At 38.6% G+C, this 24397-nt stretch carries 19 protein-coding genes, 1 pseudogene and 1 other annotated feature; of the genes and pseudogenes, 17 read left to right on the top strand and 3 right to left on the bottom strand.

The annotated features are described in order from the left end of the window. The first annotated feature begins 93 nt into the window (after positions 1-93). The gene (locus tag QLH32_RS18990; protein WP_151711624.1) at positions 94-897 is read left to right on the top strand and encodes an enoyl-ACP reductase FabI; all 804 of its coding nucleotides are present in this window, start codon (positions 94-96) and stop codon (positions 895-897) included. Positions 898-1039: 142 nt separating this feature from the next. On the opposite strand, the gene QLH32_RS18985 is transcribed toward QLH32_RS18990, so the two are convergent. Further along, positions 1040-1669 carry a hypothetical protein gene (locus QLH32_RS18985; RefSeq protein WP_151711623.1) on the bottom strand — a complete coding sequence of 210 codons (630 nt, stop codon included), beginning with the start codon at positions 1667-1669 and terminating at the stop codon, positions 1040-1042. Between the two features lie 99 nt (positions 1670-1768). Beyond that, positions 1769-2859, bottom strand: a protein-coding gene (locus tag QLH32_RS18980; protein ID WP_100222603.1) for an IS4-like element ISAba33 family transposase whose coding sequence is annotated in 2 segments (ribosomal slippage) — positions 1769-2319 and positions 2319-2859 — 1092 coding nt in all. Because the reading frame shifts where the segments join, the coding sequence is not laid out codon by codon here. A 520-nt stretch (positions 2860-3379) separates the two neighbouring features. On the opposite strand from QLH32_RS18980, the gene QLH32_RS18975 reads away from it, so the two are divergent. The 14 genes from QLH32_RS18975 to QLH32_RS18910 all read left to right on the top strand — a co-directional run bounded on the left by QLH32_RS18975 (position 3380) and on the right by QLH32_RS18910 (position 19573). Continuing rightward, the gene (locus tag QLH32_RS18975) at positions 3380-3628 is read left to right on the top strand and encodes a hypothetical protein (RefSeq protein ID WP_151711618.1); all 249 of its coding nucleotides are present in this window, start codon (positions 3380-3382) and stop codon (positions 3626-3628) included. A 274-nt stretch (positions 3629-3902) separates the two neighbouring features. Next, positions 3903-4199: a hypothetical protein gene (locus tag QLH32_RS18970; RefSeq protein WP_151711619.1), complete on the top strand. Its 297-nt coding sequence runs from the start codon at positions 3903-3905 to the stop codon at positions 4197-4199. A gap of 10 nt (positions 4200-4209) precedes the next feature. Then, positions 4210-4908, top strand: a complete 699-nt coding sequence (locus tag QLH32_RS18965; protein WP_151711620.1) for a DotI/IcmL family type IV secretion protein — start codon at positions 4210-4212, stop codon at positions 4906-4908. Positions 4909-4917: 9 nt separating this feature from the next. Next, positions 4918-6024, top strand: a complete 1107-nt coding sequence (locus QLH32_RS18960; protein WP_225761837.1) for a DotH/IcmK family type IV secretion protein — start codon at positions 4918-4920, stop codon at positions 6022-6024. 8 nt (positions 6025-6032) lie between these two features. Then, the gene (locus QLH32_RS18955) at positions 6033-7658 is read left to right on the top strand and encodes a DotG/IcmE/VirB10 family type IV secretion system protein (RefSeq protein ID WP_209798113.1); all 1626 of its coding nucleotides are present in this window, start codon (positions 6033-6035) and stop codon (positions 7656-7658) included. A 20-nt stretch (positions 7659-7678) separates the two neighbouring features. Beyond that, positions 7679-8581 carry a hypothetical protein gene (locus QLH32_RS18950; protein ID WP_061403625.1) on the top strand — a complete coding sequence of 301 codons (903 nt, stop codon included), beginning with the start codon at positions 7679-7681 and terminating at the stop codon, positions 8579-8581. Positions 8582-8599: 18 nt separating this feature from the next. Further along, positions 8600-9178, top strand: coding sequence for a type VI secretion protein (locus tag QLH32_RS18945; protein WP_129264292.1), 579 nt, complete (start codon positions 8600-8602; stop codon positions 9176-9178). A gap of 102 nt (positions 9179-9280) precedes the next feature. Beyond that, positions 9281-9685 (top strand): hypothetical protein, encoded by a 405-nt coding sequence (locus QLH32_RS18940; protein WP_061403627.1) that lies wholly within the window; start codon positions 9281-9283, stop codon positions 9683-9685. A 128-nt stretch (positions 9686-9813) separates the two neighbouring features. Beyond that, on the top strand, positions 9814-10515 hold the full coding sequence (locus tag QLH32_RS18935; RefSeq protein ID WP_001223318.1) for an IS1-like element ISPa14 family transposase: 702 nt from the start codon (positions 9814-9816) through the stop codon (positions 10513-10515). After that, positions 10515-11303 carry an HNH endonuclease signature motif containing protein gene (locus tag QLH32_RS18930; protein WP_283269452.1) on the top strand — a complete coding sequence of 263 codons (789 nt, stop codon included), beginning with the start codon at positions 10515-10517 and terminating at the stop codon, positions 11301-11303. Before QLH32_RS18935 ends, QLH32_RS18930 begins: the two co-directional genes overlap by 1 nt. Positions 11304-11309: 6 nt before the next feature. Beyond that, positions 11310-12353 carry a hypothetical protein gene (locus tag QLH32_RS18925; protein ID WP_061403629.1) on the top strand — a complete coding sequence of 348 codons (1044 nt, stop codon included), beginning with the start codon at positions 11310-11312 and terminating at the stop codon, positions 12351-12353. A gap of 21 nt (positions 12354-12374) precedes the next feature. Next, complete coding sequence (locus QLH32_RS18920) at positions 12375-15641, top strand: ATP-binding protein (RefSeq protein ID WP_153518784.1); 3267 nt, start codon at positions 12375-12377, stop codon at positions 15639-15641. 74 nt (positions 15642-15715) lie between these two features. Then, positions 15716-18457: a type IV secretory system conjugative DNA transfer family protein gene (locus tag QLH32_RS18915; RefSeq protein WP_209798111.1), complete on the top strand. Its 2742-nt coding sequence runs from the start codon at positions 15716-15718 to the stop codon at positions 18455-18457. Positions 18458-18565: 108 nt separating this feature from the next. Beyond that, complete coding sequence (locus QLH32_RS18910) at positions 18566-19573, top strand: SMEK domain-containing protein (protein WP_209798110.1); 1008 nt, start codon at positions 18566-18568, stop codon at positions 19571-19573. Positions 19574-19888: 315 nt separating this feature from the next. Here QLH32_RS18910 and QLH32_RS18905 read toward each other — a convergent pair. Further along, positions 19889-21108 (bottom strand): IS3 family transposase gene (locus tag QLH32_RS18905; RefSeq protein WP_283269435.1). Its coding sequence is split into 2 segments (ribosomal slippage): positions 19889-20832 and positions 20832-21108, totalling 1221 coding nucleotides; the frame shifts between segments, so codons are not numbered across the junction. After that, positions 20717-20833 (bottom strand) — a sequence feature (AL1L pseudoknot). It overlaps the preceding gene by 117 nt. A gap of 54 nt (positions 21109-21162) precedes the next feature. Here QLH32_RS18905 and QLH32_RS18900 point away from each other — a divergent pair. Together QLH32_RS18900 and QLH32_RS18895 are read left to right on the top strand one after the other, a co-directional pair. Then, positions 21163-22280: pseudogene (locus QLH32_RS18900) on the top strand (IS3-like element ISAba21 family transposase). A 54-nt stretch (positions 22281-22334) separates the two neighbouring features. Further along, positions 22335-24290, top strand: coding sequence for an alkyl/aryl-sulfatase (locus QLH32_RS18895; protein ID WP_000693745.1), 1956 nt, complete (start codon positions 22335-22337; stop codon positions 24288-24290). Positions 24291-24397 lie beyond the last annotated feature (107 nt).

The raw sequence follows: 24397 nt of genomic DNA, 5'->3' as shown, positions 1-24397 counted from the left end.
AAAGTGCAAGTTTGTAAAAAAGATGGATTATGCAATTCCGAAAAATAAGGAATGTTGGCATGATGTGGTGAAAATTTTTCGAGTGAGAATAAGATGTCACAAGGACTTTTAGCTGGTAAACGTTTTTTAATCGCTGGTATTGCAAGCAAATTATCAATTGCATATGGTATCGCTGCTGCATTACATCGTGAAGGTGCGGAGCTTGCGTTTACTTATCCAAATGAAAAGTTGAAAAAACGTGTTGATGATTTTGCAGCACAGTTTGGTTCAAGCTTAGTTTTCCCTTGTGATGTAGCTGTTGATGCAGAAATTGATGGTGCATTTGCTGAGTTAGCAAAACATTGGGACGGTTTAGATGGTGTTGTGCATTCAATTAGTTTTGCACCAGCACATACATTAGATGGTGACTTCACAGATGTGACAGATCGTGATGGTTTCAAAATCGCACATGACATTAGCGCGTATAGCTTTGTTGCGATGGCGCGTGCTGCAAAACCTTTATTACAAGCACGTCAGGGTTGTTTATTGACTTTGACTTATCAAGGTTCTGAGCGTGTGATGCCAAACTATAACGTGATGGGGATGGCTAAAGCATCTTTAGAAGCGGGTGTTCGTTATTTAGCGCTAAGCTTGGGTAAAGAGGGGATTCGTGTGAATGCGATCTCTGCGGGTCCAATCCGTACATTGGCAGCTTCTGGTATCAAATCATTCCGCAAAATGTTGGATGCCAATGAAAAAATTGCTCCATTACAACGTAATGTAACGATTGAAGAAGTGGGTAATGCAGCGTTATTCCTTTGTTCACCGTGGGCTTCAGGTATTACGGGTGAAATCCTTTATGTTGATGGTGGTTTCAATACTGTCGGTATGAGCCAAAGCATGATGGATGATGAATAATTAGATTAATCTAAATTATTGAATAAAGCCGCTTTATAGCGGCTTTTGTTTTTTAAGGAGGGTGGGTTCTTTAAAAGTATAACGCCCGCAACAAGGGAAAAATTGAAGCGCAGCTGAAATTTTGTCCCTGTGCTTGCGCTTGTTAAATATTCTCTGCTACGGGCGAGAATATAGCTCGCGTACCATCCTCATGATCAAAAACATGACCACCAGCTCTCTTGACTCGCAACTCTTCCAAACCTTTATCTATCTCTTCGATCTTATCTGGATTCGATTTATAAAGTGTTTTCTTAATCTTCTCTAGAGTTGCGTAAATAATGTCAGACATTAAATCCAGATGTTCATTTATGCCTGATAGTAAATTTACAGATATCTGTGATAGATCATTGTTATTAATATAATTAAGATGCAGCCCTCTCATATCGAATCTTACTGGGACGAAAGAAAGAACGTCTTCCTTTTGCTTATCTATATAGTCAATGCTATGAGCCCCTAGCTTATGCCTGATATCACGGATTTCAAGCTTCTCTAGTCTATCTCGGAAAGCAGACTGCTCTGAAAGTTGGCAAAGTTTACAAATAGTAAAAACCGCTTCTTGCTGGATGTATGTTGAATTCAAAGCCCCATACAATCTGAGGTACTTCTCGCCGACTTCGTTGTACCTCGAAACACCTTCCATGCCGAATCTTAAAAAATGATCAAGCGATAAGGAAGTATCACCGATAAGATCCATTCCTGAGCATAGAAAACTCCAATCTTTGCCGTCATTCAATTTCAGTGATCGCTTTGCATAGCAAGGGAACGACTCTTCTTCCCTTGGACCCTTGGCAAGTCGCCCATTAATAAGGTTACGCTCTGTACACGACAAATTTCATAGGGCCCTTGTCCTATCAGGCTTTTTCTTTCTTAAAATTGCGAGCACTTTCTTAAATTCTTCTTTTTTTCCAAAACCAATCAAACGTAGAATAGCCATTTGAACATAGTCCAAACCGTAGCGAAATAAACTTACTGAAAGTCGTCCATGCTTCTTTATTTTTATCGCTTTTTTTCGATCATGTTGCCATTCACCTGTTAAATAGCACCAACAGAAACCGATAGCTAGCACTGCTATCAATTTCTTGACTCGTCCAGGGTCTGTTAAACGAGTATTTTCAAGATTGAATCCACGTCCTTTGAGACAACTAAATAAGGTTTCGATTTCCCAGCGTAATGCATAATCACGAATAGCAGAAGCATTAAACATAGGAGAAACAACAAGTAAAAGTTCCCCATCTTCTAATCGTAGCGCACTAATATACAGTTTCACTCGACCAACCCAAATACGTCGTTTACGACATTCAGTTTGACCAACTTGAAGATGACGAAATAAATCACTAATTTTATGATTCCTGGCTAAGTGATTGGTCACAATAAAGTTTTTTTAACACGTATACAGAAGTTGATGTCATTTTCAATTAACCATGTAAACCATTTCTCACCGATAAATTCTCTGTCTGCGAACACATTCACAATACGGTCTTTACCAAAAATAGAGATAAAGCGTTGAATCAAAGCAATACGCTCTTTTGTATCTGAATTTCCACGTTTATTGAGCAATGTCCAAACAATAGGTATCGCTATTCCACGATAGACGATGGCTAACATCAAGATATTGATATCTCGTTTTCCCCATTTCCAATTGGTTCTATCTAAAGTCAGTTGCACTTTGTCGAATGAAAACATATTGAAAATCAACTGAGAAATTTGACGATAATCAAAATACTGACCTGCAAAGAAGCGTTGTATACGTCGATAAAATGATTGTGGTAAGCACTTGATGGGTAAGGCTTTAGATGCAGAAGAAAGATTACATGTCTGTTTTACAATTAATGCAATCATAATCAGTGTAAAACATTTTACATGTGACTTGTTCCACTTTAGATATTTGTTTAAGATGAGATGTAACTCATTGAAATGTGTCATCATATTCGTCGTCAGAAAACAAGTATTATGCCATTATTTCAATGAGTTATCTTTTTTTGTCGTGTACAAAGATAAGAAGATTAAAAAAAATAAGTAGTGAATGACGCACGTATCAATCATTCCGATGATGGATTTTTACCGTCTTCGGAAATCATGTATGACGCAGCCAGACACGGCGCATTGAAATCAGTTATTACCGATAACTGTTATTTATACCGATCATGGTATTAATTCAGATAATGGATTTAGACCGATAACGGAATAAATGTTTACGCCGTTGGTATTTCGGCAATTGTCATTTGATAATAAGGCAAAGTAAATTTTATGAAAACTAATAGATATGAACTTTTCAATACAATTTACACGGCGCACGGCTCAATACCGTTAGTGGTTGTTATCGGCATTAGTTGGATATAGGTCAGTGGCTTAATTCCGTAAGTGGGATGGATACAGTTAGCGGAATATTTACCGTCTACGGAATGAAACGCTTTCTTAAATGAAATTTTAAATGAGCAATCAAATGAGTGAATTAACACCCAAAGAAGCAAAAGCAGTTGTGGAAAATGCTCCTGCGTTTATTAAAGATGCTATAGATCAAACAGAAACTATGTACTGTCCTAGAACTGGTATGTATGCAATCAGAGGGCAGCACTTCGCAACCATGCAATACGAGCAGGGGGAGGATTCATTTGTCACCACATTGAATTATTACAGTAGTTTTTATGATGAATATATCTATTTGGCTGCGTTAAAGTCTCTTTATGAGTAAGCTGAATGACTTCAACTAGAATTATACGCACGGCGTATTATATTGCGCTCTCCAGAGCAGTCTAATTCCGTAAGTGGTACTAATCCAGTTAACGGATTATTACGCCGTGAATGGAATTGCTAATTTTGTCAATTGAATAATTTAAAAAAAACTATTAACTTTAAAAAAAAGATATTGCTAACTTTTAAAAATACTAAGACAATGTACTCACTAGATACTGTCACTTGAAGTGCAGTAATAAACAAGCCTCAGTCTTGATGACGAGATGATAAAGATGAATGAGTTAGAAGAAAAAGACTCGGAAATGTCGCAACCGACATTTGACCGATATAGTACGTGGGGTAATCCCCATAATCCTAATAATGTTGACTTCGCAACATTAGTTTTCTATTCGTCAATTCTTGATGTTCTATTGAATGTTTTTCTCGTAGTCATTGTGCTTTTAGTGCTTGTCATTGTTGGACTTGTGATTTTTATCTTCATCAATCCTGATTTCGTAAGATTCATTTTTGATGATGGTTCATCAGTTCCCTGCATATACAACCCACTGACAAAAAAATTTACCCAATAGGGCTTTGATTATGACTGAACCAAATCAACCAAAACATTCAAGTCCTAAAGCTCCAAAAACCATAGACAGCCGTCTTGCTGAACGTGATGCAACGATCAAGGAAATTTCTGACCGTGTATCTAAGCAAAGGCTCTGGTTGGCTGCGTGCTTTGTTGTAATTCCTGCATTGGTAGTAGCTTTAGTTCTGCTAATTGTCATGCTTTCTAAAATGCCAAAAGCGGAAGCATTTCAGACAATTGACAATAGTGTCATCTGTAAGATCAATCCTAACGACAACCCTGCATTTACCAATACCAATATTGCAGAGTTTGCTAAAGAAGCTGTTCTTAATGCTTACTCAATCGATTATAAAAATGCGGATATTTCAACGACTGACGTATTGCGCCGTTACTTCACTGATAAAGGTCGGTCAAGCTTTATCACAACATTAAGACAGTCTGGATTGATTGACCAAATCAAACAGAACTATCTCGTCTTACAGACATCTGCGTTACAAACACCAGAAGTTACCAATGACAAAGGTATCGACAATTTCGGAAACCGCTTTTGGATCGTTCAAGTTCCTATTCGTATGGACTATTTTAACGGCAAAAACTCACCTGCTGACTCTAGAACGTATGTCGCTGAAATTCGAGTTGAAGTCACTCAACGTGATGTATTCAACCCGAAAGGTATTGGCGTGAGCAGCATTATTCTTAGAACTAAATAGGTGGTGGCAATGATGCAACAACTTAAGTTTAAAACTCTTGCAGTTTGTATTGGTCTGATGATCGGGTCTTCTGCATACGCAGCTGATCCTGTGGCCAATCAACAAAATGCTCAAGGGCAACAACAGGGGCAGAACTTGGCTGCTCCTGCTCAGACTCAGACGCAGCCACCCCAACAGCAAGGTCAACCGCAGCAGCAACAAGCTCGTAATGACTATGTTGGACAAGCTCCACCAACAACCATCGATTTAGGAAGTGCTCAATCATTTGGTTCGTCTTTCCCACCTCCTATGAATGTGAATCGTTCTAAAGAGGAAATTGTTGCTGAAGCACTTGGTATGGCGTTGAGTCCACAACAAGTAAAGAATTTGAAAGATCTGTTCTTGCAGCAAGAACGGGATGCGTCTACGCCGTATTCATACACGGCGAGACCAATCGTGCGCTCATTGCCAGTAGATCTTAGTCCTGCTACGCAGCCACCTGTAGTAAGACTATCGAAAGGTATGCTTTCAAGCATTGTATTTAGTGATTTGTCTGGAAATCCGTGGGAAATAGATCATGTATCTTTTAACCATGATCTATTTTCAGATAATCCACCAGACAAGCCTAAACAGGATGAATCAGGTAATTATAAAGGTACAAACATCCTCTCAATTGAACCTCTCACAGCAACGGCGTATGGCAATGTGACTGTGACTTTAAAAGGTTTATCTACGCCAGTTATTTTTATTCTTTCAACAGGACAGAATGAAGTTGATATGCGTATTGACGCACGATTATCTGGCCGTAGTCCGACAGCGGTAAATTCGGCACTCAGAGCGAATCTAAACTCACTTTCGGGTGGAGTAATGGCAAACATTGATAGTCAGACATTAATGTTCTTGGATGGTACACCGCCACCAGAAGCAGAACGTGTACGGACTACAGATCCGTCACTGGAGGCATGGAACTACAACGGTCAGTACATCGTGCGTACCAGAGATACAGTTTTATACCCAAGCTATAAAACGACAGCACGTTCGACATCTGGTATGGGAATCTTCATATATCCCGATCCGATTAATCAAATTACAGTTAGCCGAAATAATGGCACTGCAACAATATTTTTGAATAATTAAGGTGCTCTATGACTCAAGATAATCAAAACTCTCAGTCAGTACCTAGCAATCAAAATATTGATGTAGGACAAACTGACCAAAATAACGGCGTTGATCTAGTTCAGACTGAACTAGATCAGAATTCGCAAGTTAATTCGGATGGTATCAACGATACATATAACCCTAATGACATTCGCCCTAATGATGCCGATGAGCGCATCAATATGAAGTTTGGTGAAAAGTTCATGAAGAACTGGAACGAGAATGGAATTTTTCGTTTCATGGTTATTATCGGTACGTTTATCGCAATTGTTTTGTTCATTGGTATTTTTAAGCTGTTCTTTGCAGGATCAAAAACACCAGACCAGATTGATGCTTCTAAGACTAAATTCGATGCGCCTGAAACAAACGTAGGGCAGGCAGAAGAAGTTACGCCAGAACAGTACCAATATATTCGTCAACAAGAGGCGATTCTGGCTCAGCAAGCGCAACAACGTGGGGAGAGTTTCACTCCTCGTAACTTGGTGATTCGTCAATCCAACGGTCAAGGTCAGGCAGTATTGCCTGCTACCAATAACGCAGCGAATGGCGTTACGTCAGGGCAGGTAAACGGTACGTTATTTAATTCAACTCAAAACCTGTCATATAGCGGTAACACGGCGCAAGGGCAGCAAGTACCTGCCAATGGTCAGGCTGCACAAGGTCAGGTTCAACAGGCGCAATATTCGCAGCAACCGCAATATGTCCAATTAGCTCCTGATTATGCAAGTCCTGCTGCTCAGCAATACGTGCAGAACAATAATGAATTTGCATCTTGGTATGACCAAGAATCACAAAGACAGATTTCTGAGAATGAAAAATCAGAAACAACTCTGTATGGATTTGTTGAAAAGCAGATCAAGCGTCTTTCTGGTGAAGATCAGAAAAACGGCGGTAATAAACGCACAGGTTACGCCGTATCGACTTATGCAGTTGAAAACCCTAATTCCGTAAATGGTACTAATACAGGTAATGGACAAATTACAGGTAACGGTAATCAAGGTAACGGATCTAACCTTAATTATGGTGGGGCAAATTCCGCAAACGGTACTAATACAGGTAACGGAAAGAAAATCCTCATACCCGCAGGTACAAGAGTTACTGCACGATTATTAAATGACGTGAATACCGATGACGGTGATCAAGTGTTTTCCGAGATTATGACGGGGAAACTTAAAGGCCGTAAAGTTATTGGCAATGTCAGAAAAACACAAGACAACATTCAGTTTACTTTAAGCCGTGTCTTATCTGACGGCGTTAAACCTGAATTTTCTATTGATGCTACTGCACAAACGCTACAAGGCTCTTTCGGTATGGCGACCTATATAGATCGTCACATTCTCAAGAACTCAACGGCCATGATTGCAAGTAGTGCTGCAAAGGGCTATGGCAACGCATACCGTGACTATCTGGGTAATACCACATACACCAATGGTGCTGTGATAGTAAATCAGGAAGAACCAAGTAACAAGCGCATCATGGGTAACGTGGTTGGTCAACTTGGTGAAGATTTCGGATCTAAGATCGACAGTATCTACGGCAATAAGCCGACTACATTTAGAACGCCAGTAGGCACTGTGTTCTACATCTTCATCAATAAAGACATTACAGAATAAAAGCATTTGGAGTTTTTGATATGAGTCAGAATCAAGATTTAGACCACGATATTGATGATTATTCTTATGAATCATCTACACATGCGCCTGAAACTGGTAAATCCAATAAAGAGAAATACATCATTATTGGTGCTGTGGTGGTCGGATTATTACTTGTTGTTTTCTTATTCATGGGTAAGAAAGGTGGTAATAAGCAAGTTGCTCAGGAAGTTCCAGTAGAGACAGCAGCAGCTCCTCAAGTAGCACCGTCAGTGCCGAATGGTGCGCCGATGGCTGATCCAAATATGGCAGCAGCAGGAGGTTTCCAGAATATGCCTGCGCCGTATCAGGAAACTCAAATGATGGATGTTCCTGTAACTATGCCAAAACAGACTCAACCTGTTTCTGGTGATGTGACAATCAAGAATAGCAATGGACAAGACGTACCTGCATATAGCTACGAGGGTCAACAGTTAATTAGCCAGTTCAATGCAGCGAACAATTTACCTCCAGTGTATGTTCCGAATACACCTGCACCTGTTAATCCGAACAGCCCACAAGGACAGATGCAACAACAGGCTGCTATGACAAATCAAGAACTGATTCAGGCTCAAACTGAAAATACTCAATTACGTGCACAGTTAAACAGTATGCGTGATGTGGTTCAGCGTCAGCACATCACTATCGGTCAACTTCAATTGTTAATCAAAAATACCCGTGCGAATCAAGGTGCGAACGTTGTAACGCTACGTGAAACTAAAAAAGGTGTTGCAGTAGGCAAAGCCATTCCTGCCAATCAGGAAGTGATTGCGACTGTGGGCAATCGTGTATGGCTCACTGATGGACGAAATACAAGTTCTTATGCTGTAGGAGATCGCTTACCAACAGGCTACCGAGTTCTTGATGTAAATGAGCAATCTGGTGAAGTTTCGTTCACTAAATAGTGATCAAGGAGTCGGAGCATGGAATTTGTTGAGGTATTACAGAACTCAGGAACGTTAATCGTTGCTACGACAACAGTTGTTCGTTACGCATGTATTTTATTTGGATTCATTATCTTTGTAAGAGCAGTTTTCGACTTCGTTGGTGTAGTAGATCCAGTCAATGCAAGTCGATATTTAACGCAAATCCGCCGTCCATCTGCGATGGGTGTTTTTGTAAAAATGATCATCGCAGTGATCATGGCGCAATTGGGTTTAAATCTCCAATTAGTCGATGTGATGGGAAGCTTTATGAGTGATACGACACCTGCTGCGGTCACTTATTACGACTATTCACAAAATGTTGGAAATTCTTATACAGCTGAACTGAATCTTACAGTTTTGGTTCTAATCGGTGTGTGTCAGCTAGTTGGACTACTGGCACTAATGAAAGGTCTATTTATCTGGAGAGACAATAGTGATGGCATTGGTAAATCAAGTAATGCACAAGGCTTTGTCTATCTCATAGGAGGAATGCTCGCATACAAAATAGAAGAAGTTCATGCTTTAGCAGCAACAATTTTTGGGCTTGATTTTTTTAAAATCATCGGGCTTACCTAAAAACTTTTTAATAACTGTCTAAGTTGGTCGATCCACTTGGATAATAAATCTAAATCATTGATTTTTCACAGAAAAATCTAAAAAGGAAAAGTGAGGCGAAAAATGTCTTTAAATATCAATAGCTTACAGCAATCAACTAGCAACGCCTATTTAAAAGCAGGGGTGTTCTTAACAATGTGTGGTATGGCAGCTGCTTCTTATGCTGACACAACAGCACTTGAGGGCGGTTCTAAACGTGGTGCAGCTGCGGCAGGTGAATCAATCGGTGACATTAAAGACCGTGCAACTGGTGGCCTAAATGATGCAATGGCATTTGGTCAGTTAGCTATGATCTTCGTTGGATTCGTATTGTTTGTTTTAGCAATTCTTGATTTTACCAAAATTGGAAAACCTGGTAGTGATGCGACAGCTCCTAAAGCAATTGGTAAATTGGCTGTAGGTGTGGTCTTGGCAGGATCAGGATACTTCTTCTTCTCTGGTGCGAACTCAGCAGCAGGCAACGTCTAACTGACGTAAATGGGATAATAGACTTCTATTATCCCATTACCTTAAGAAAAGGAAATGAGAATGAAAGATGGTGGTGTTTCAAAAAGTATGCTGAAACAAAGCAGGTTGAATTTTGATAAAATAGAGAAATGCGAATAACTCTAGAAATCAAATGTCCAACCTGCCTCAGTGACAGTATAAAGAAAAATGGCATCAAAGTAGATGGGAAACAAAACTATCAGTGCAAAGACTGTAAACGTCAGTTTATTGGTGACCATGCTCTGAGCTATCTAGGATGTAATTCAGGCATTACTCGAAAAATATTACAGTTGATGGTCAGAGGTAGTGGTATACGAGATATCGCTGAAGTTGAGCGAATCAGTATCGGTAAAGTTTTACGTACTTTAACCGAATCGACCTACCAAATTCAGCCTAAACAAAGTCATTATGAGTCTCTTGAAGTTGATGAGTTTTGGACTTTTGTGGGAAATAAAAATAATAAACAATGGCTTATTTACGCCTACCATCGAGAAACAGGTGAGATTGTTGCTTATGTTTGGGGTAAAAGAGACTTAGCTACAGTTCAACGATTGAAAACAAAGCTTAAACAATTAGGTATTCACTACACCCGAATTGCAAGTGATCATTGGGACAGTTTCATAACTGCTTTTAAAAACTGCAAGCAAAGTATTGGTAAATTTTTTACTGTAGGTATTGAAGGTAATAATTGCAAAATAAGGCATCGAATTAGGCGTGGTTTTAGAAGGAGTTGTAATTTTTCAAAAAAGATTGAAAACCATTTTAAAGCTTTCGACTTAACCTTTTTTTACATCAATAATGGCTTCATTTAATGTCAGCATACTTTTTGAAACACCACCTGAAAGATTTGCAAATGGATACAATCTCAGATGCAGAAAAATACCTGCATGTAGTTGATTCAAATATTTCTGTTCCCTTTTTTGCTAAGCATGATCATCGTTGCTATTTCTGTGATTTTCACGATTTAAAGTTTCTGGAAATTCACCATCTTGACGGAAATCACAGTAATAATAATGAATCCAATTTAGTGCCTGCCTGCACCCTATGCCATAGAGTCCATCATTTGTCATGGTGTCTCTCTGATAAGGCAGCTTCACTAGGTATTTGTCATGATCTTAATCAGATTCAGGTGAATCACATTGTTAGATTTATGATCGTATTAGCTCATCATCCTGACAAAGCCATTAATGTTTACTTTAAGTCTGGTGGTCTCTTTGCTTCGCTTATTGATAATCTAGCCATGCAATTTTCACGTCCGAACATCGATCTGGAACAGGTGCGAAATAGCATATTTACCGAATTCCCTGAAGCTGAAAAGGATGTTAAAGAGGCATTGATTGATGATCGTATTAATGCTGCTTACATTCGCCAGTCGCTTGCCTCAAATGATGGATTAGAACGTCTGATTAATGCGCTTAAGCTAATAAAAGGTAAGGGTGGACAGATTAAGCAAGGATCACTTTTTCCTTTTTTATTACTATTTAATGAAAATATTTTTAATCAGGATCAAATTCAGTATTACTTATCATTAGATGAGTTTAATTCTAATAAATGGACTCAGATTTATGAGCAAAAATTGCTTTCAAATTTGAGTAAGTGAGGTCTTATGTTCGATGAATATTTACAACCTTATTTATATAAGTCGGTTAGAAATTTAAATCATTCTTCACAGTTTGATTTTTTAAACGAATTAAATCAATTAAACGTTTCAGTTAATCCAGAACTTAATAACATATATCAAGAATTCGGAAGTTTTTATGAGTCAAGTCTGGAGCTATCGAATCAATATGAGCCATTATTTCTATCGACATTTTCAAACTATATTATTGACTCCTTAGCAAATACTGATTTGCCTTTACTTGTACCGTTTGAGGCGTTGACTGAAGAACAGCAAAGTCAGATCTATGATGTTAAGCCTGCCATGTTAAATGTCATAAAAGTAACTGATCAGCCTCTTAGCTCCAGAGCAATTAAACGTCTTGCTTTACTTGGAATGAATACGAATTTACCGATCATTTGTTCTGACCAAGAAATTTGTATGTTCAATAAGCTTGAACTGACTTATGAATTAATTCACCAATTTGATTGTTGGACTTTCAAATTCAATATGGTGAATCACACACGTAACTCTCTCTCTATTTTTGATAGAGATCACATGCAGAGATTGAACCACATTGCCAATGATTTACTTGGTGTGGATCTAGGTATTTTTTCTTTCCTTTTTAACCAAAAAGTAAGAGGGGATTTTGCAAAACGCTTAGATAATATTGAGGATATTGAGATTGCTGTCCATTCTAGTGAGTTGGCAGACGATTCAGGTGATCTATTTTTTCATGTTGGTTATCAGGCTAACTCATTCAAATCTCAATTTTTCAAATTACTGGATCAGGATCTATTGGCTTCGCCATTTTATTTAAAACAGTATATTGATACCAAGCAAGATTATAAGGTGCTCGACTTTAAGCAGAAATCAAACAATATTATGTCATTCCTATTATTGTATTTTGCTTTATATCAAAAGGATGCTCTTAATGACATTAATCAATTATTTCATTCTAATTCGGACGTGAACAATCAGACTATTTTAAACAAGATTTTTTCTTGTTTTGAAAATCGTTCCTTGTCTTCTCAACCGTTTTCAATCTCTTAATATCTTAATAAAGGTTAAATTATGGGAAATGCTAAACAAAAAACAGATACTAGACGTACTGTTAAAACTAATAAAGCAAATGCTAAACCGCCTGTTGCTAAACCTTATAAGCCAAATGCCACGATTTCAGCAGTTGAATTGGTACTGGTCTGGCTCGCAAAAATGTTTAAGGCCTCAGCTGAAGACTATTGTGAAATTGAAACAGTGGATGGTCACTATAATTTAGTACTGCAAAATGGTGCTTTAGTTACCTTATTGCGATATGACGGGATCAGATCCACTATTGATTATAACGAAGTATTTCTTGGCCAGATTGATCGGTTGAATAGCTACCTGCGAAATCCTTTTAAAACCGTTGGCCATAAGCTGATGTGGGTTTTCAGACGTGATCTGGACGGTAATGCAGGTATTGATCGTATTATCGAGATCCAAAAGAAAACGGCAAGTACGTTAGGTTTGAACTTGAATTCATTTATTGATGAAAACAAGGCCATTTATGAACCTTATCTATATGATGAACAAAGCTATATTGCCGTCATCACTCATCCTCGATTACTTGATGCAGCTGAAATTAAAAATGATCATAAACGCATTGCTGACTTAGCTAAACGTTATGAAATCGGCACAATGAAAGATGCACAAAATCTGTTGCACGGGTTGCCTGCACTAAAGGCGATTCATGATACTTTTGTTCAGGGTATTATCAACGAGCTTGAACATTCTGACTTTAAAGGGGTGGTAGAAAAACTGGATGTTAGTGGTGCTATCACATCGATTGGTCGCATGATGAACCCTCGCTATTTTGATCCAAACTATAAACCATTCATTCCTAATTCTGGAATGCCTATCCCTTTGCGTTGGAAATCTCGTCCGAGTCCTAATGACTATTCAGAAGTGCTTTATCCAAAGATTTCAGATCAGCTGATGATCCAAACAATTACGCCATTGGATAGTAAGGATAAGGCAGGTGACATCACTGCGCCAAAAGGATCTGTTGAAGTTGGAGATCTGGTTTATGCCCCTATTCCATTAAGTGTGCCACCATCACCAAGCTTTTCGGGTATGTCATCGATAATGCCAACATTTGCTGATTTCTTTGATCGTATGAATCAGCAGACGACTGAATTAAGTGATGGATCAGTACGGGCTATTCCTTATGCCGTTTCATTCATGCTTTCTGGTGATGGTATGGCCAGTATTGGCCTGAAACGGGCATTGGCTTCAGTAGTTGCATGGCAAGGTGCAGACAATGCTCAATTAAAGTCAGCAGGTGATGCCCTACAGCGTTATGCGGACTTTGGCGGTACTGTGGTCGGTTTACAGGTCTCTGCGATGACTTGGGATGAAAAGACTGAAAAAGGGTTAGAACGATTACAAATTCGAAAATCTAAGTTATGGCGTGCATTACAAAACTGGGGTCATGCTGCTCCACTGGAGCGCACTGGAGATGTCGTTCAAGCCTATCTTACTCATTTCCCTTTAGGCTTTAATCATCATGCACCTCTAGCAGCTGCTCCGTTACCAGACGCATTGCACCTACTTCCATTGGATCGTCCTGCATCACCATTCAAAAAGGGCACAATGGTTCAAAGAACACCTTGCGGAAAAATGGTGAAGTTAGAGCACTTCTCCGATGAACTTGCCTATAACTACACGATTATCATTGGTTCAATGGGTTCGGGTAAGTCGATGCAGATGAACAATGAATTATTTGAATCTGTTCTTGCAGCTGGCCTAGATCGTATCCCGTATATTTTTATTACAGACGTTGGGATGACTTCATCAGGCCTAGTCTTTGGTATTCAAAATGCTTTGGATACTTCTCGGAAAAATCTGTGTGTGTATCGCAGGATCTCACGTACCAAACGGGATGCTATTAATCCGCTAGAAACGGCTGTTGGTTTACAACATCCATTGTCAAATGAATTCGCAGAAATGAAATCCTTTCTGGTGACACTTGTTACCCCATCGGAACTCGATAGACCAGAAGCGGAAGTATCAAACGTAATTTCATTGATCCTGAAAGAAACATTTGATTTCTTTGCAACAGATAATGACCAAGCTCAACCTAAGCTATATCAAATTGGCCAGAGTACAGAACTTGATTTTCTGTTGAGAGAACTTCGGATCAACATTGATGTGAGTAAGCAATTAAGATTGCATGATCTGGCATTACTGTGTCATCAACGTGCAGAATCGATTTTAGAGCGTGATACGGCTAGTCAACAGCGCAAAAATAAGCTTTATCGTGCCAGAAACTTGGCTCACCGCTATGCTATGCCTATTCTCGCTGACTGTATTGCAGTGACTAAGTTTGATACGGTAAAACGTATTTATGGCAACTATAAATTAAGCAACGGTGATTACATCTTGGATGCGATTGCCCGTGCCATGTCTCAAGTGGCAATTGATTATCCAAACTTCAATAACTATACCGAATTCGATATTTCTGATGCCCGTATTGCTTCAGTGGATCTTCAGGATGTGATTGTGAAAAACAATCCAAAGAATAACTCGTTATTCTTCCAGATCATTCGCATGTTCTATAAAAAACGTATTGCATATTCAGAAGAAGACTTACAACGTGGTGAGATCCCTGATACCTATCTCGAATATTATTCAAGACTGGTTGCCGAGTTAAAAGTTGACCGTAAATATATGGTATTTGATGAGATGCACAACATTAAGTCAGACCAGACCATGCTTGCGGAATTGGAGCGAGACAGCCGTGAAGCCCGTAAATGGGGTATTGCCTATTACTTAAGCTCACAATACATCAGTGACTTTGGTTTACTGGTGAAAGCTGCCCGTAGATTTGTTGTTTGTTCATCGGGTTCACCTGAAGAACGAAAAGAAATTGTTCAGGCCTTATCCCTTACACCTGCTCAAGTCAGTCGTTTGACAACCGCTGTAGGCCTACGTCCAACAGGTATGACTTATTTATCAAAAGTCATCAATAAGCAGGGCAATGAATTTGTTCAGTTCCTCACTTCAATGGTTGGTTCAAAACGCCTGTGGTTATTAACCACAGATCCAGATGACCAAGCGGTACGCAGCATACTTCGTAAACGCTATGACTTGGATACAGTCATCAATATGTTGGCCATGATTCACCCTAGAGGTGTTAAATCAATTATTCAGGTCAAAAAGGAGGAACGTGCTTTAGAACTCGCCAGTAGCTCAATGAGCATTGATCAGCAGCAAGCAGCAGTTGAATCGGTTTATAACGAATTGGCTGATGATATTGTAAATACCTATAACTATATCAATAGTCGTAGTGTGGCTTAAGTTGGTACTCACAGAGAACTTCCATTTAAATTAGGAAGTTCTCTTTTTTTATAAGAAAAAGGAAAAGTTGAAAGATGGTTGCGCCTAGACACGATGGAACTACAAATCAATTTGAACCGAAAGATTTGCGTGTAGATACCCGTGATATATTTCAGAAAATGCACCAAGCATTGCTGAAATCTGATGGGTCTCAGTTATTTGCCATAATTATTTCTTCGCTTGCCGTATTAACAATTTTCTTTCCCTTTTTCCTAATTCTTTTAACGCCAATCGCCTTACTAATGATCCGTTTGTACTTAGTACCTAAAAAACGGTTTCACAATATGCCATATCGAGTGCCTAAACATGCCAAGATCCCTGACGGATCTTTTGATGCTCTGGCCAGAAAGGTTTCCTTGTGGAAAAATCCTGAGAAAGCATGGGGAGATGGTACATATTACTATGGTGTTGACCGCATCACAGGACAACAGGTTTGGAAAACAGACAGTGATGAAAGAACCCATGACCTCCTCATTGGTACAACGGGTGCAGGTAAGACTGAAACGATTAAAATGATCCTGACCAATCCATTGCTGCAAAATAGTGGATTTATCATTTCTGATGCAAAGGGTACAACGGATCTAGTCGCCGAATTAATGTATTTGACTGCTCGTTTTATGCGTCAAGACGATATGTTGGTGACTAACTTTATTACCGCAGGGCGAGACTTGCTTGAGAAGCAAGAAGATAAGCTCAGTAACACATTTAACCTGATGTCATACACCAGTGCAGCCATGCTAAGTGAACAGTTGGTGTACCTACTGGATGACTCTGGTGGTTCAGGTGGTGATATGTGGAAAGGCCGTACAATTATGTACCTGACTGCATTAACCAATATTCTGACATTTCTTAGAGATCGTGGCCTATTATTACTTCAGCCAAAAACTTACGTTGAATATCAGGAACTCAACTTAATTATCCGTGTGGCCTACGGAGAGGATTTTGAAAAATATTATAAAATCTTTGGTGAAAAATACATCACAGCTGTAAGTCCATTACGTGCCTATCTTGGCTCTTTGGCAGGTTTTGATGAAAGCAGAATGTACAAACAGGATGCAAAAACCAATGAACAGCACGGCTATGTAATTATGAGTTTTACCCGTGCAATCAGTGATCTGTCATTTAACTTTGGTCATATCTATGGTGATAAAGCCTCAGAAATTGATATGTTCGATGTGGTATTGAACAGACGTTGTTTGCTGATTGTTTTACCTGCTCTACAAAATGCTCCAGATACGATCAAAATGCTTGGAAAACTCTGTGTCGGATCATTGAAGCAAATGATGGCAGGGGCATTGGGTAACAAGATTGATGGTGTGGTACGAAATGTTATTGAATCGAAAGTCACAGCCTCCAAGACTTGCTATAAAGTTGTTCTGGATGAAGTAGGCTACCAAATTGTGGCAGGTCTTTCGGTAATTCCTGCTCAAGCTCGTGGCCTATCTTTCAGTATGACCTTTTCCGCACAAGACGTTTCGGACATTTTACGTGCAGATGAAAAAGAGGGTGAGGCAATTATTGCCAATACCAATACAAAAACTATCGGTCGTATTAACTCTGGTGAACAAGGCCAAACTTATACCCGTGTTAAAGGGATTGTAAGTGATACCAATCAGGCCACGATTCAGGGCTACAATGTTGAGACAAGTGAACTATTTGGTACGAATTACCGACAGTCCACAAATGTAGGTATTGAGAAACGTCCAACAGTTTCTTATAAGTCATTGGCCACTCAGCAAGAGGGGCAATTCACAATGATTATTGCGAAAAAAATTGATGGCGGTAAAAGTGGCGTATTGTCTGCGATCCAAATGCAGACCATGTATGTAACACCACCAAAACTAAATAAGATCCGCTTAAATGATTTCGTATCGATAGAAAAGGAACTTTCATATTTTGACCACATCGAATATGAAGACCAGATAGCGAAATTAGCCAGTTTCATTGAAACTGGTACATTGGCTCAAAGTTGTCCGAACTATGGCAAAATTGAGGCAATAGGAGCTGAGAATCGGGGTATTCAATCTGACTTAGAAAATATCGGGGCAATGTTCAACCAAAACCAAAGTAATGTTGGTTCGTCATTCTATGCTGCACTCAGAACTATTCAGCTGATGCTTGAGGCAAGTAGCGTGAATGATTTTGCGTCTCCATTCTATGAGGTGGACGTAGCTGATAGTTCATTCAATGATGAGCTAGATAATGAAATTGATAACTTATTTGCTGAAGTTAAAGTGGAGAATGAACAGCTTGCTTTTGTTTTGGATGAAACCAACAAGATCCAGACTAGACAGCAAGAAGATTTACCACCTGAAGAAATTTTGAAAAATATAGATCATTATTTGAAATTAAACCAAAACGAAGTTCAAACGGTCACTGAGATTCAGGATTTTGTTAAGGAAAATAATTACATTGATGCTGAGCAGCTGTATTCAAATGAGTTCGCTCAACGTGTACAGTCGCACTTAAAATCTTCAGATATATTTATTTCCCATTTCTCCATCCCAAGTATAGAGGATCTACAGCAGCTTGATCAGGCAGCATTAGATACGCAAAAGGCACTTACAAGATATGTAGATGAATCGATGCTTGAGCTATGTGAGGAAGATGCGATTCAACGCTATCAATATGTGGAAGACTTTATCAATTGTCGTGATGTTTCAGTGCAGCAGATGCAAAAGGAAATTAAAGATCAGGACGTTGAAATTTTACACAGTTTAGAAAGGTATTATGAAATTATCTTTTCTCAGATCAGTAAAAACCTTAAAGATGAATGATGATTAAAGCAAAAAAGACTGGTATATCCAGTCTTTTTTTGGCTTTAATAAAAGTGAATTTGATATATTAACAATTGTTTAGATAAAAATATTGATTTTGGGGAAACCATGTTAACTAGAACAGAACAAAGTCATCGTCTGGGTAATGCACTTGCAAACTTGAGCACATCAATTACGTTTAAAGGTCAGCAAGGATTGTTCGATGATCATCATGTAATGGAGGTTATTTTACCACCATTACTTAATCACCTTTATAGTTTGGGTTTAATAAATCTAAATGTACTCAAGCATAACCATCCTGCAATAGATCTTGGTGATTCTATTATGGGTAAGGCGATACAGGTTACAGCTGATGGAAGTAGATCCAAGATGGTTGATACACTCGATATGCTAGAAAAGCATAATCTGGATAAGACTTACAAAGATATAACTTTCTTAATAATATCTAATCATCCGAAAATCGATTTACAGAGACAAGGTTATTCAATATCAGTAAAAAATCTTGGGGATATTGCAAAAGATATTAGCCTTTTGCCACCAGAAAAATTCGATATTATTTATAATTATTGTGAAAATCAGTTTAGAAACTATTTTACCAACAATACTCAAAGTCTCTTTCAACCAGTAGTGTTGCCATCACAAGATCCAAACTTAGATATTAGTAATTTTATGGTTAGAAATGGATATAAAGTACCTTATGTTATACCAATGAATACTGTTCGTAATGGGCTAATAGAGTTAAAAAATATCCTGACGACTTTAAAAGATGATCAACGTTGGTATATATATAAAATTATGAACTACTCGATACAATATGTACCAGATAGATGGTTTGAATACTGCATTGCTCCTTATAGTTATATGGTAGCAGGTTTACCTTATGGGCAACATTTTGCTTTCAGAACAGTTGTAGAAAGCATAGAAGCAATGAATCTTGGTTATTTCGAAAATGAGGGAACACATAGGTTCGACTTTCAGTTCTGTGCATTATCTTATTCAGCTAACTTAGATGATTTTAATTTTTTTGGTACTATTTGTAGATTTCTTTCTCAAAATTATGATCCAAAAGCATTAGAAAAAATTGTAATTCATTGCGATTTTTCAGATATTAATTAAGAATAATTTGCCTTGAAAAAAGAAAGATTCATGGTTTGAAGCATGAATCTTTTGGCTATTAGGAAAATCATGGGTAATCACCAACCACCACCATCAATCTTACCAACTAATGCTAATGATTTGCAGGCTTCCATTTGTCTCTGACTTTCACCTCCATTGTTAATGATGTGTGCTGAGAAAACAGGAGGTTTTAACTTGGTAAACTATAGACACTCATCAGGAGTTTACCATGAGCAAGAAACAGAAGACTTACACCGCAGAATTTAAAGTTGAAGCTGAACCGTACCGGGTTTGTCGGAGACTTTTTTATTTAAGTTAGGCCACCTGACCTAACGGGTTAATCTTATCATAGTACATTGCTTCAAACTCAAAAGGCGATACATAACCCAGTGCACTGTGTACACGCTTTTTATTGAACCAATCTACCCAGTTTAGTGTCGCAAGTTGTACATCTGCTAAACCTTGCCAATCTGCTTTTAGATATTCAATCACCTCTGTTTTGTATAAGCCATTCACCGTTTCAGCCAAAGCATTATCGTATGAATCACCAGTCGTACCGACTGATGCTCGTAAATTTGCAGCTTCTAAACGATTGGTATAGCGAATGGAAAGATATTGCACACCTCTGTCGGAATGATGAATCACATTCTTTGGCATGCCTCGATCGTGCAATGCTTGCTCAAGTGCATCGAGTACCATATCTGTATTCATCCGTGTAGATACTTTCCATCCAACAATTGCTCGTGAGAACACATCAATAACAAATGCGGTATATACCCAGCCTGAATGAGTTTGAATATAGGTAAAGTCACCCACCCATAGTTGGTTTGGATGATCAGCATTAAAATTACGTTTCACTAAATCATCTGCCCGTTTTTGGTCATCTCGGCTACGGGTGGTTTGTTTGTTCTTACCACGCCAAACACCTTGTATACCTAGCTTTTGCATTAATCGAGCAACTGTACAGCGCGCAATAACATAACCCTCACGTTTTAATTTTTGCCAGACTTTACGTACACCATATCGACCTGAACTTTCCTTCCAAATTCGTTTAATTTGTTCAGCATGATGCTCATCATGTAGATCTCGTTTCGCTCGATGTTCTGGATTGTCAGCGAGATCTAAAGTCCGGTAATAGGTTGAAGCTGCAATCGGTAAAATTCTACAAATCGCTTCAACACCATATCGATCTTTATTGTTATGGATAAAATCCACCATTATTTGTGTGGGCGGTCGAGCTCCGCCTGGGCGAAAAAAGCGGCTGCTTTACGTAGAATTTCATTGGCACGCTTTAATTCTTTAATTTCACGTTCCATTTGCCTCATTTTTTCTTGATCAGATATCTGTTGTACTTTAATAGGATTTTGCTGATCTAAATGCTTTTGATGCCAGGCACGAAGTGTTTCAGGAGTACAACCAATCTTAGGCGCAATTGCTGTGATTGCAGCCCAAGTAGAAGGATAATCTTTTTCAGATTCAATCAATAATTGAACCGCTCTTTCTCTGATTTCAGGGGTATATTTTAATTTTGTCATCGGGGTAGTCTCTCAGAATATTGACTCTCCGACAAACCCGGTACGGTTCAAGCAATAAAATTGATTGAAGCCAATCAAAGCAATGTATCGGAAACAGCCAGACAACTTGGCATTTCAATGCAAACTCTTTCAAATTGGAATAATAAAGCAAAGACTGGCACCTTAGCAGGCACTAAACAATATTCACCTGATCTAAATGCCTTACTCGAAGAAAATAAAAAGCTCAAACAACAGCTCAAAACAGCTGAAATGGAACGTGAATTTCTAAAAAAGGCAGCAGCGTACTTTGCGAAAGAAAGTCAGTAAGGTACGCCTATATGAAACAGCAAAGACATTTATTCCCGATTAGCTTTATGGCTAGATTACTTCACGTTTCAGTGTCACGATTTTATGATTGGCTAAAACGAGGCATGAATAAAAGATTGGTTCAGCGAAATCAACAGACAATTTTGGTCAAAATAGCTCATGAGGAAACTAAACAAAGCTATGGCTATATTCGATTAACTAAGCATTTACAAGCGCAAGGTATCAAAATCAGTACGTATGCTGTACGTCAAATAAAAAAGCTCAACCAGCTGTATTGTAAGCGTCATAAGCGTTTCAAAAGAACTACGAAGAGTGATCATAATCGAGCGATCTACGCAAATTTACTAGGGTAACAGTTTTCAATGACTAAGCCCAATCTTGCATGGTCAAGCGATATTACATACATTTGGACTGCTGAAGGTTGGTTATACTTGGCAGCAGTAAAAGACCTGTACACGAAACAAGTGGTTGGCTATAGCTTAAATGAGCGTATGACCGCACAACTTGTTTGCAATGCACTGACTATGGCGATTCGTAATCAAAAACCAACGAAAGGCTTAATTGTTCATTCGGACAGAGGCAGCCAATATTGCAGCCATGAATATCGAAAGATACTGGAAAAATGTGATTTTCAAGGTTCAATGAGCAAACGTGGGGACTGTTACGATAATGCACCGATTGAAAGTTTCTGGGGCATACTCAAGAATGAATTAGTGCATCATTGCAACTATAAAACCAGAGATGAAGCTAAAGCAGATATTACAAAATACATTGTGTTATTTTATAATCAGCGAAGAATTCAAAAGAGTTTGGATTTTAAAACGCCAAATCAAATAGCAGAGAACTTTTATCGGTTAGCTGCCTAGCATATCCCAAGTGAAAGTCTCCTGCTAATTCAGCACATATCAAAAGGAAAGAAGATGAAAATTAAGTTTTTAACAGTTTCATTGATGCTTATTCTGCCATTTTCTGTTTTTGCAGCAAATACTGTAGTAGAAAAAGCGGTCATTGAATCAAATAATACATATAAGGCGAAGTATAACTTAGAGGATATGACTGAGTTTAATCAGGCTCAAAAGGGCTTTATTGCCAAGCCAACAGGTCAAATTAAAAGTGAGAAAGGCAATGTTATCTGGGATTTTGATGCATTTAGTTTTTTACAAGATCAAGCACCAAATACCGTTAATCCCACTCTATGGCGACAAGCAAAATTAAACAACAATGTTGGGCTATTTAAAGTAACAGATCGAGTTTGGCAAATTCGTGGTTTTGATTTGGCAAATATGACCATCATTCAGGGTGATACTGGCTGGATTATTGTGGATACATTAACCTCTAAAGAAACGGCTGAAGCAGCACTTAAATTTGCTAGACAGCATTTAGGTGAGCAAAAAATTTCAGCCATTATCTTTACCCATAGCCATATCGATCATTTTGGTGGTGCATTAGGCGTTCTTTCTAGCGAAGAAATTAACGCTAGAAAAACTCCAATTATTGCGCCAAAAGGCTTTATGGAAGAAGCGACCAGTGAAAATGTGATGGCAGGTTCAGCCATGATACGTCGTGCGACTTATATGTATGGAACTTTTCTACCTAAAAATGCGGAAGGATTGGTGGATACAGGTTTAGGTAAGGCTGTTGCTGTGGGAAAAATGGGCATCCTTGAGCCTACACAACTGATCACTCAACCAGAACAGAAAATGACGGTTGATGGCTTGGATTTTGTGTTTTATAACGTGCCGGGTTCAGAAGCACCAGCAGAATTAACGTTCTCTATCCCATCATTGAAACTTTATAACGGCGCAGAAATTCTATCTCATACCATGCATAATCTTTATACCCTTCGGGGTGCTAAAGTCCGTGATGCCTTAAAATGGGTGGGCTATCTAGACCAAGCAATGCAGCATGCCAAAGCATCCGATGTATTGATTGCACAGCATCATTGGCCTGTCTGGGGCAATGACAATATTCAAGATTTTATTAAAACCCAGCGAGATGTTTATAAGTTCACGCATGATCAGACGGTGAGATATATGAACTCTGGTTTTAATGGCGCTGAAATTGCCGAAAAAATTAAGCTTCCAGCGGCACTTGATCAAAAACTATATGCTCATGGCTATTATGGAACCCTAAAACATAATGTAAAAGCAGTATACCAATATTATATGGGATGGTTCGATGCCCATCCTTCCAATTTAGATCCATTACCCCCTAAAGCTGTTGCAAAAAAATATATTGAGTTAGCAGGTGGGGAGAACAATGCATTGAAAAATGCGCGGGATGCCTACGCTCAAGCTGACTATAGATGGGCTGCCGAGATTTTAAAACATATTGTGTTGAATAACCCTCAAAACCAACAAGCAAAAGACTTATTGGCGAATACTTATCGTCAATTGGGCTATGCTGCTGAGGCTTCAACTTGGCGTAATTTCTTTTTGGTGGGCGCTCAAGAGCTACAAAATAATGTACCCCTACAAAATACTTCTGATCCGAGTGATTTATTGATTCATACACCAACTGAAAGATTTCTTGAAGCTATGGCGACAAATTTAGATGTGGAAAATTTAAAAAATGAAAACCAGTGTATCAATCTGGTTTTGTCGGATACCAAAGAGCATTTTTCATTATGGGTTGAAAACTCAGTCATGCAGTTTAAGCGTTATGATGAAAGTAAAGATTTGGCATTGGATTGCCCTACATTAACCTTAACCAAGCCCTTATATCTAAAAATGATTACAGGTCAAATAGAAGGGGTAAAAGTCCTGCTTTCTAAAGACAGTAAAGTCAAAGGTAATCCACTGAAAATTGGAAAATTCTTTGCAATGTTTAAACGTCCAGATTCAATTTTCCCGATTGTGACTCGACCAAATGGCTAAGCTCAAATAAGTAAAGTCGAAACTTAAATTAATAGATCCAAAGAAATGGGTGAAATTATCAACTTGGTTCTCCCAATCTTATAACAGGAATACAAGAAATTATTTCT

It is taken from the genome of Acinetobacter corruptisaponis (assembly GCF_030053775.1).
Lineage (GTDB): Bacteria > Pseudomonadota > Gammaproteobacteria > Pseudomonadales > Moraxellaceae > Acinetobacter > Acinetobacter corruptisaponis.
The sequence above is the reverse complement of the archived record's forward strand: the minus strand, read 5'-3'. Positions and strand labels throughout refer to the sequence as shown.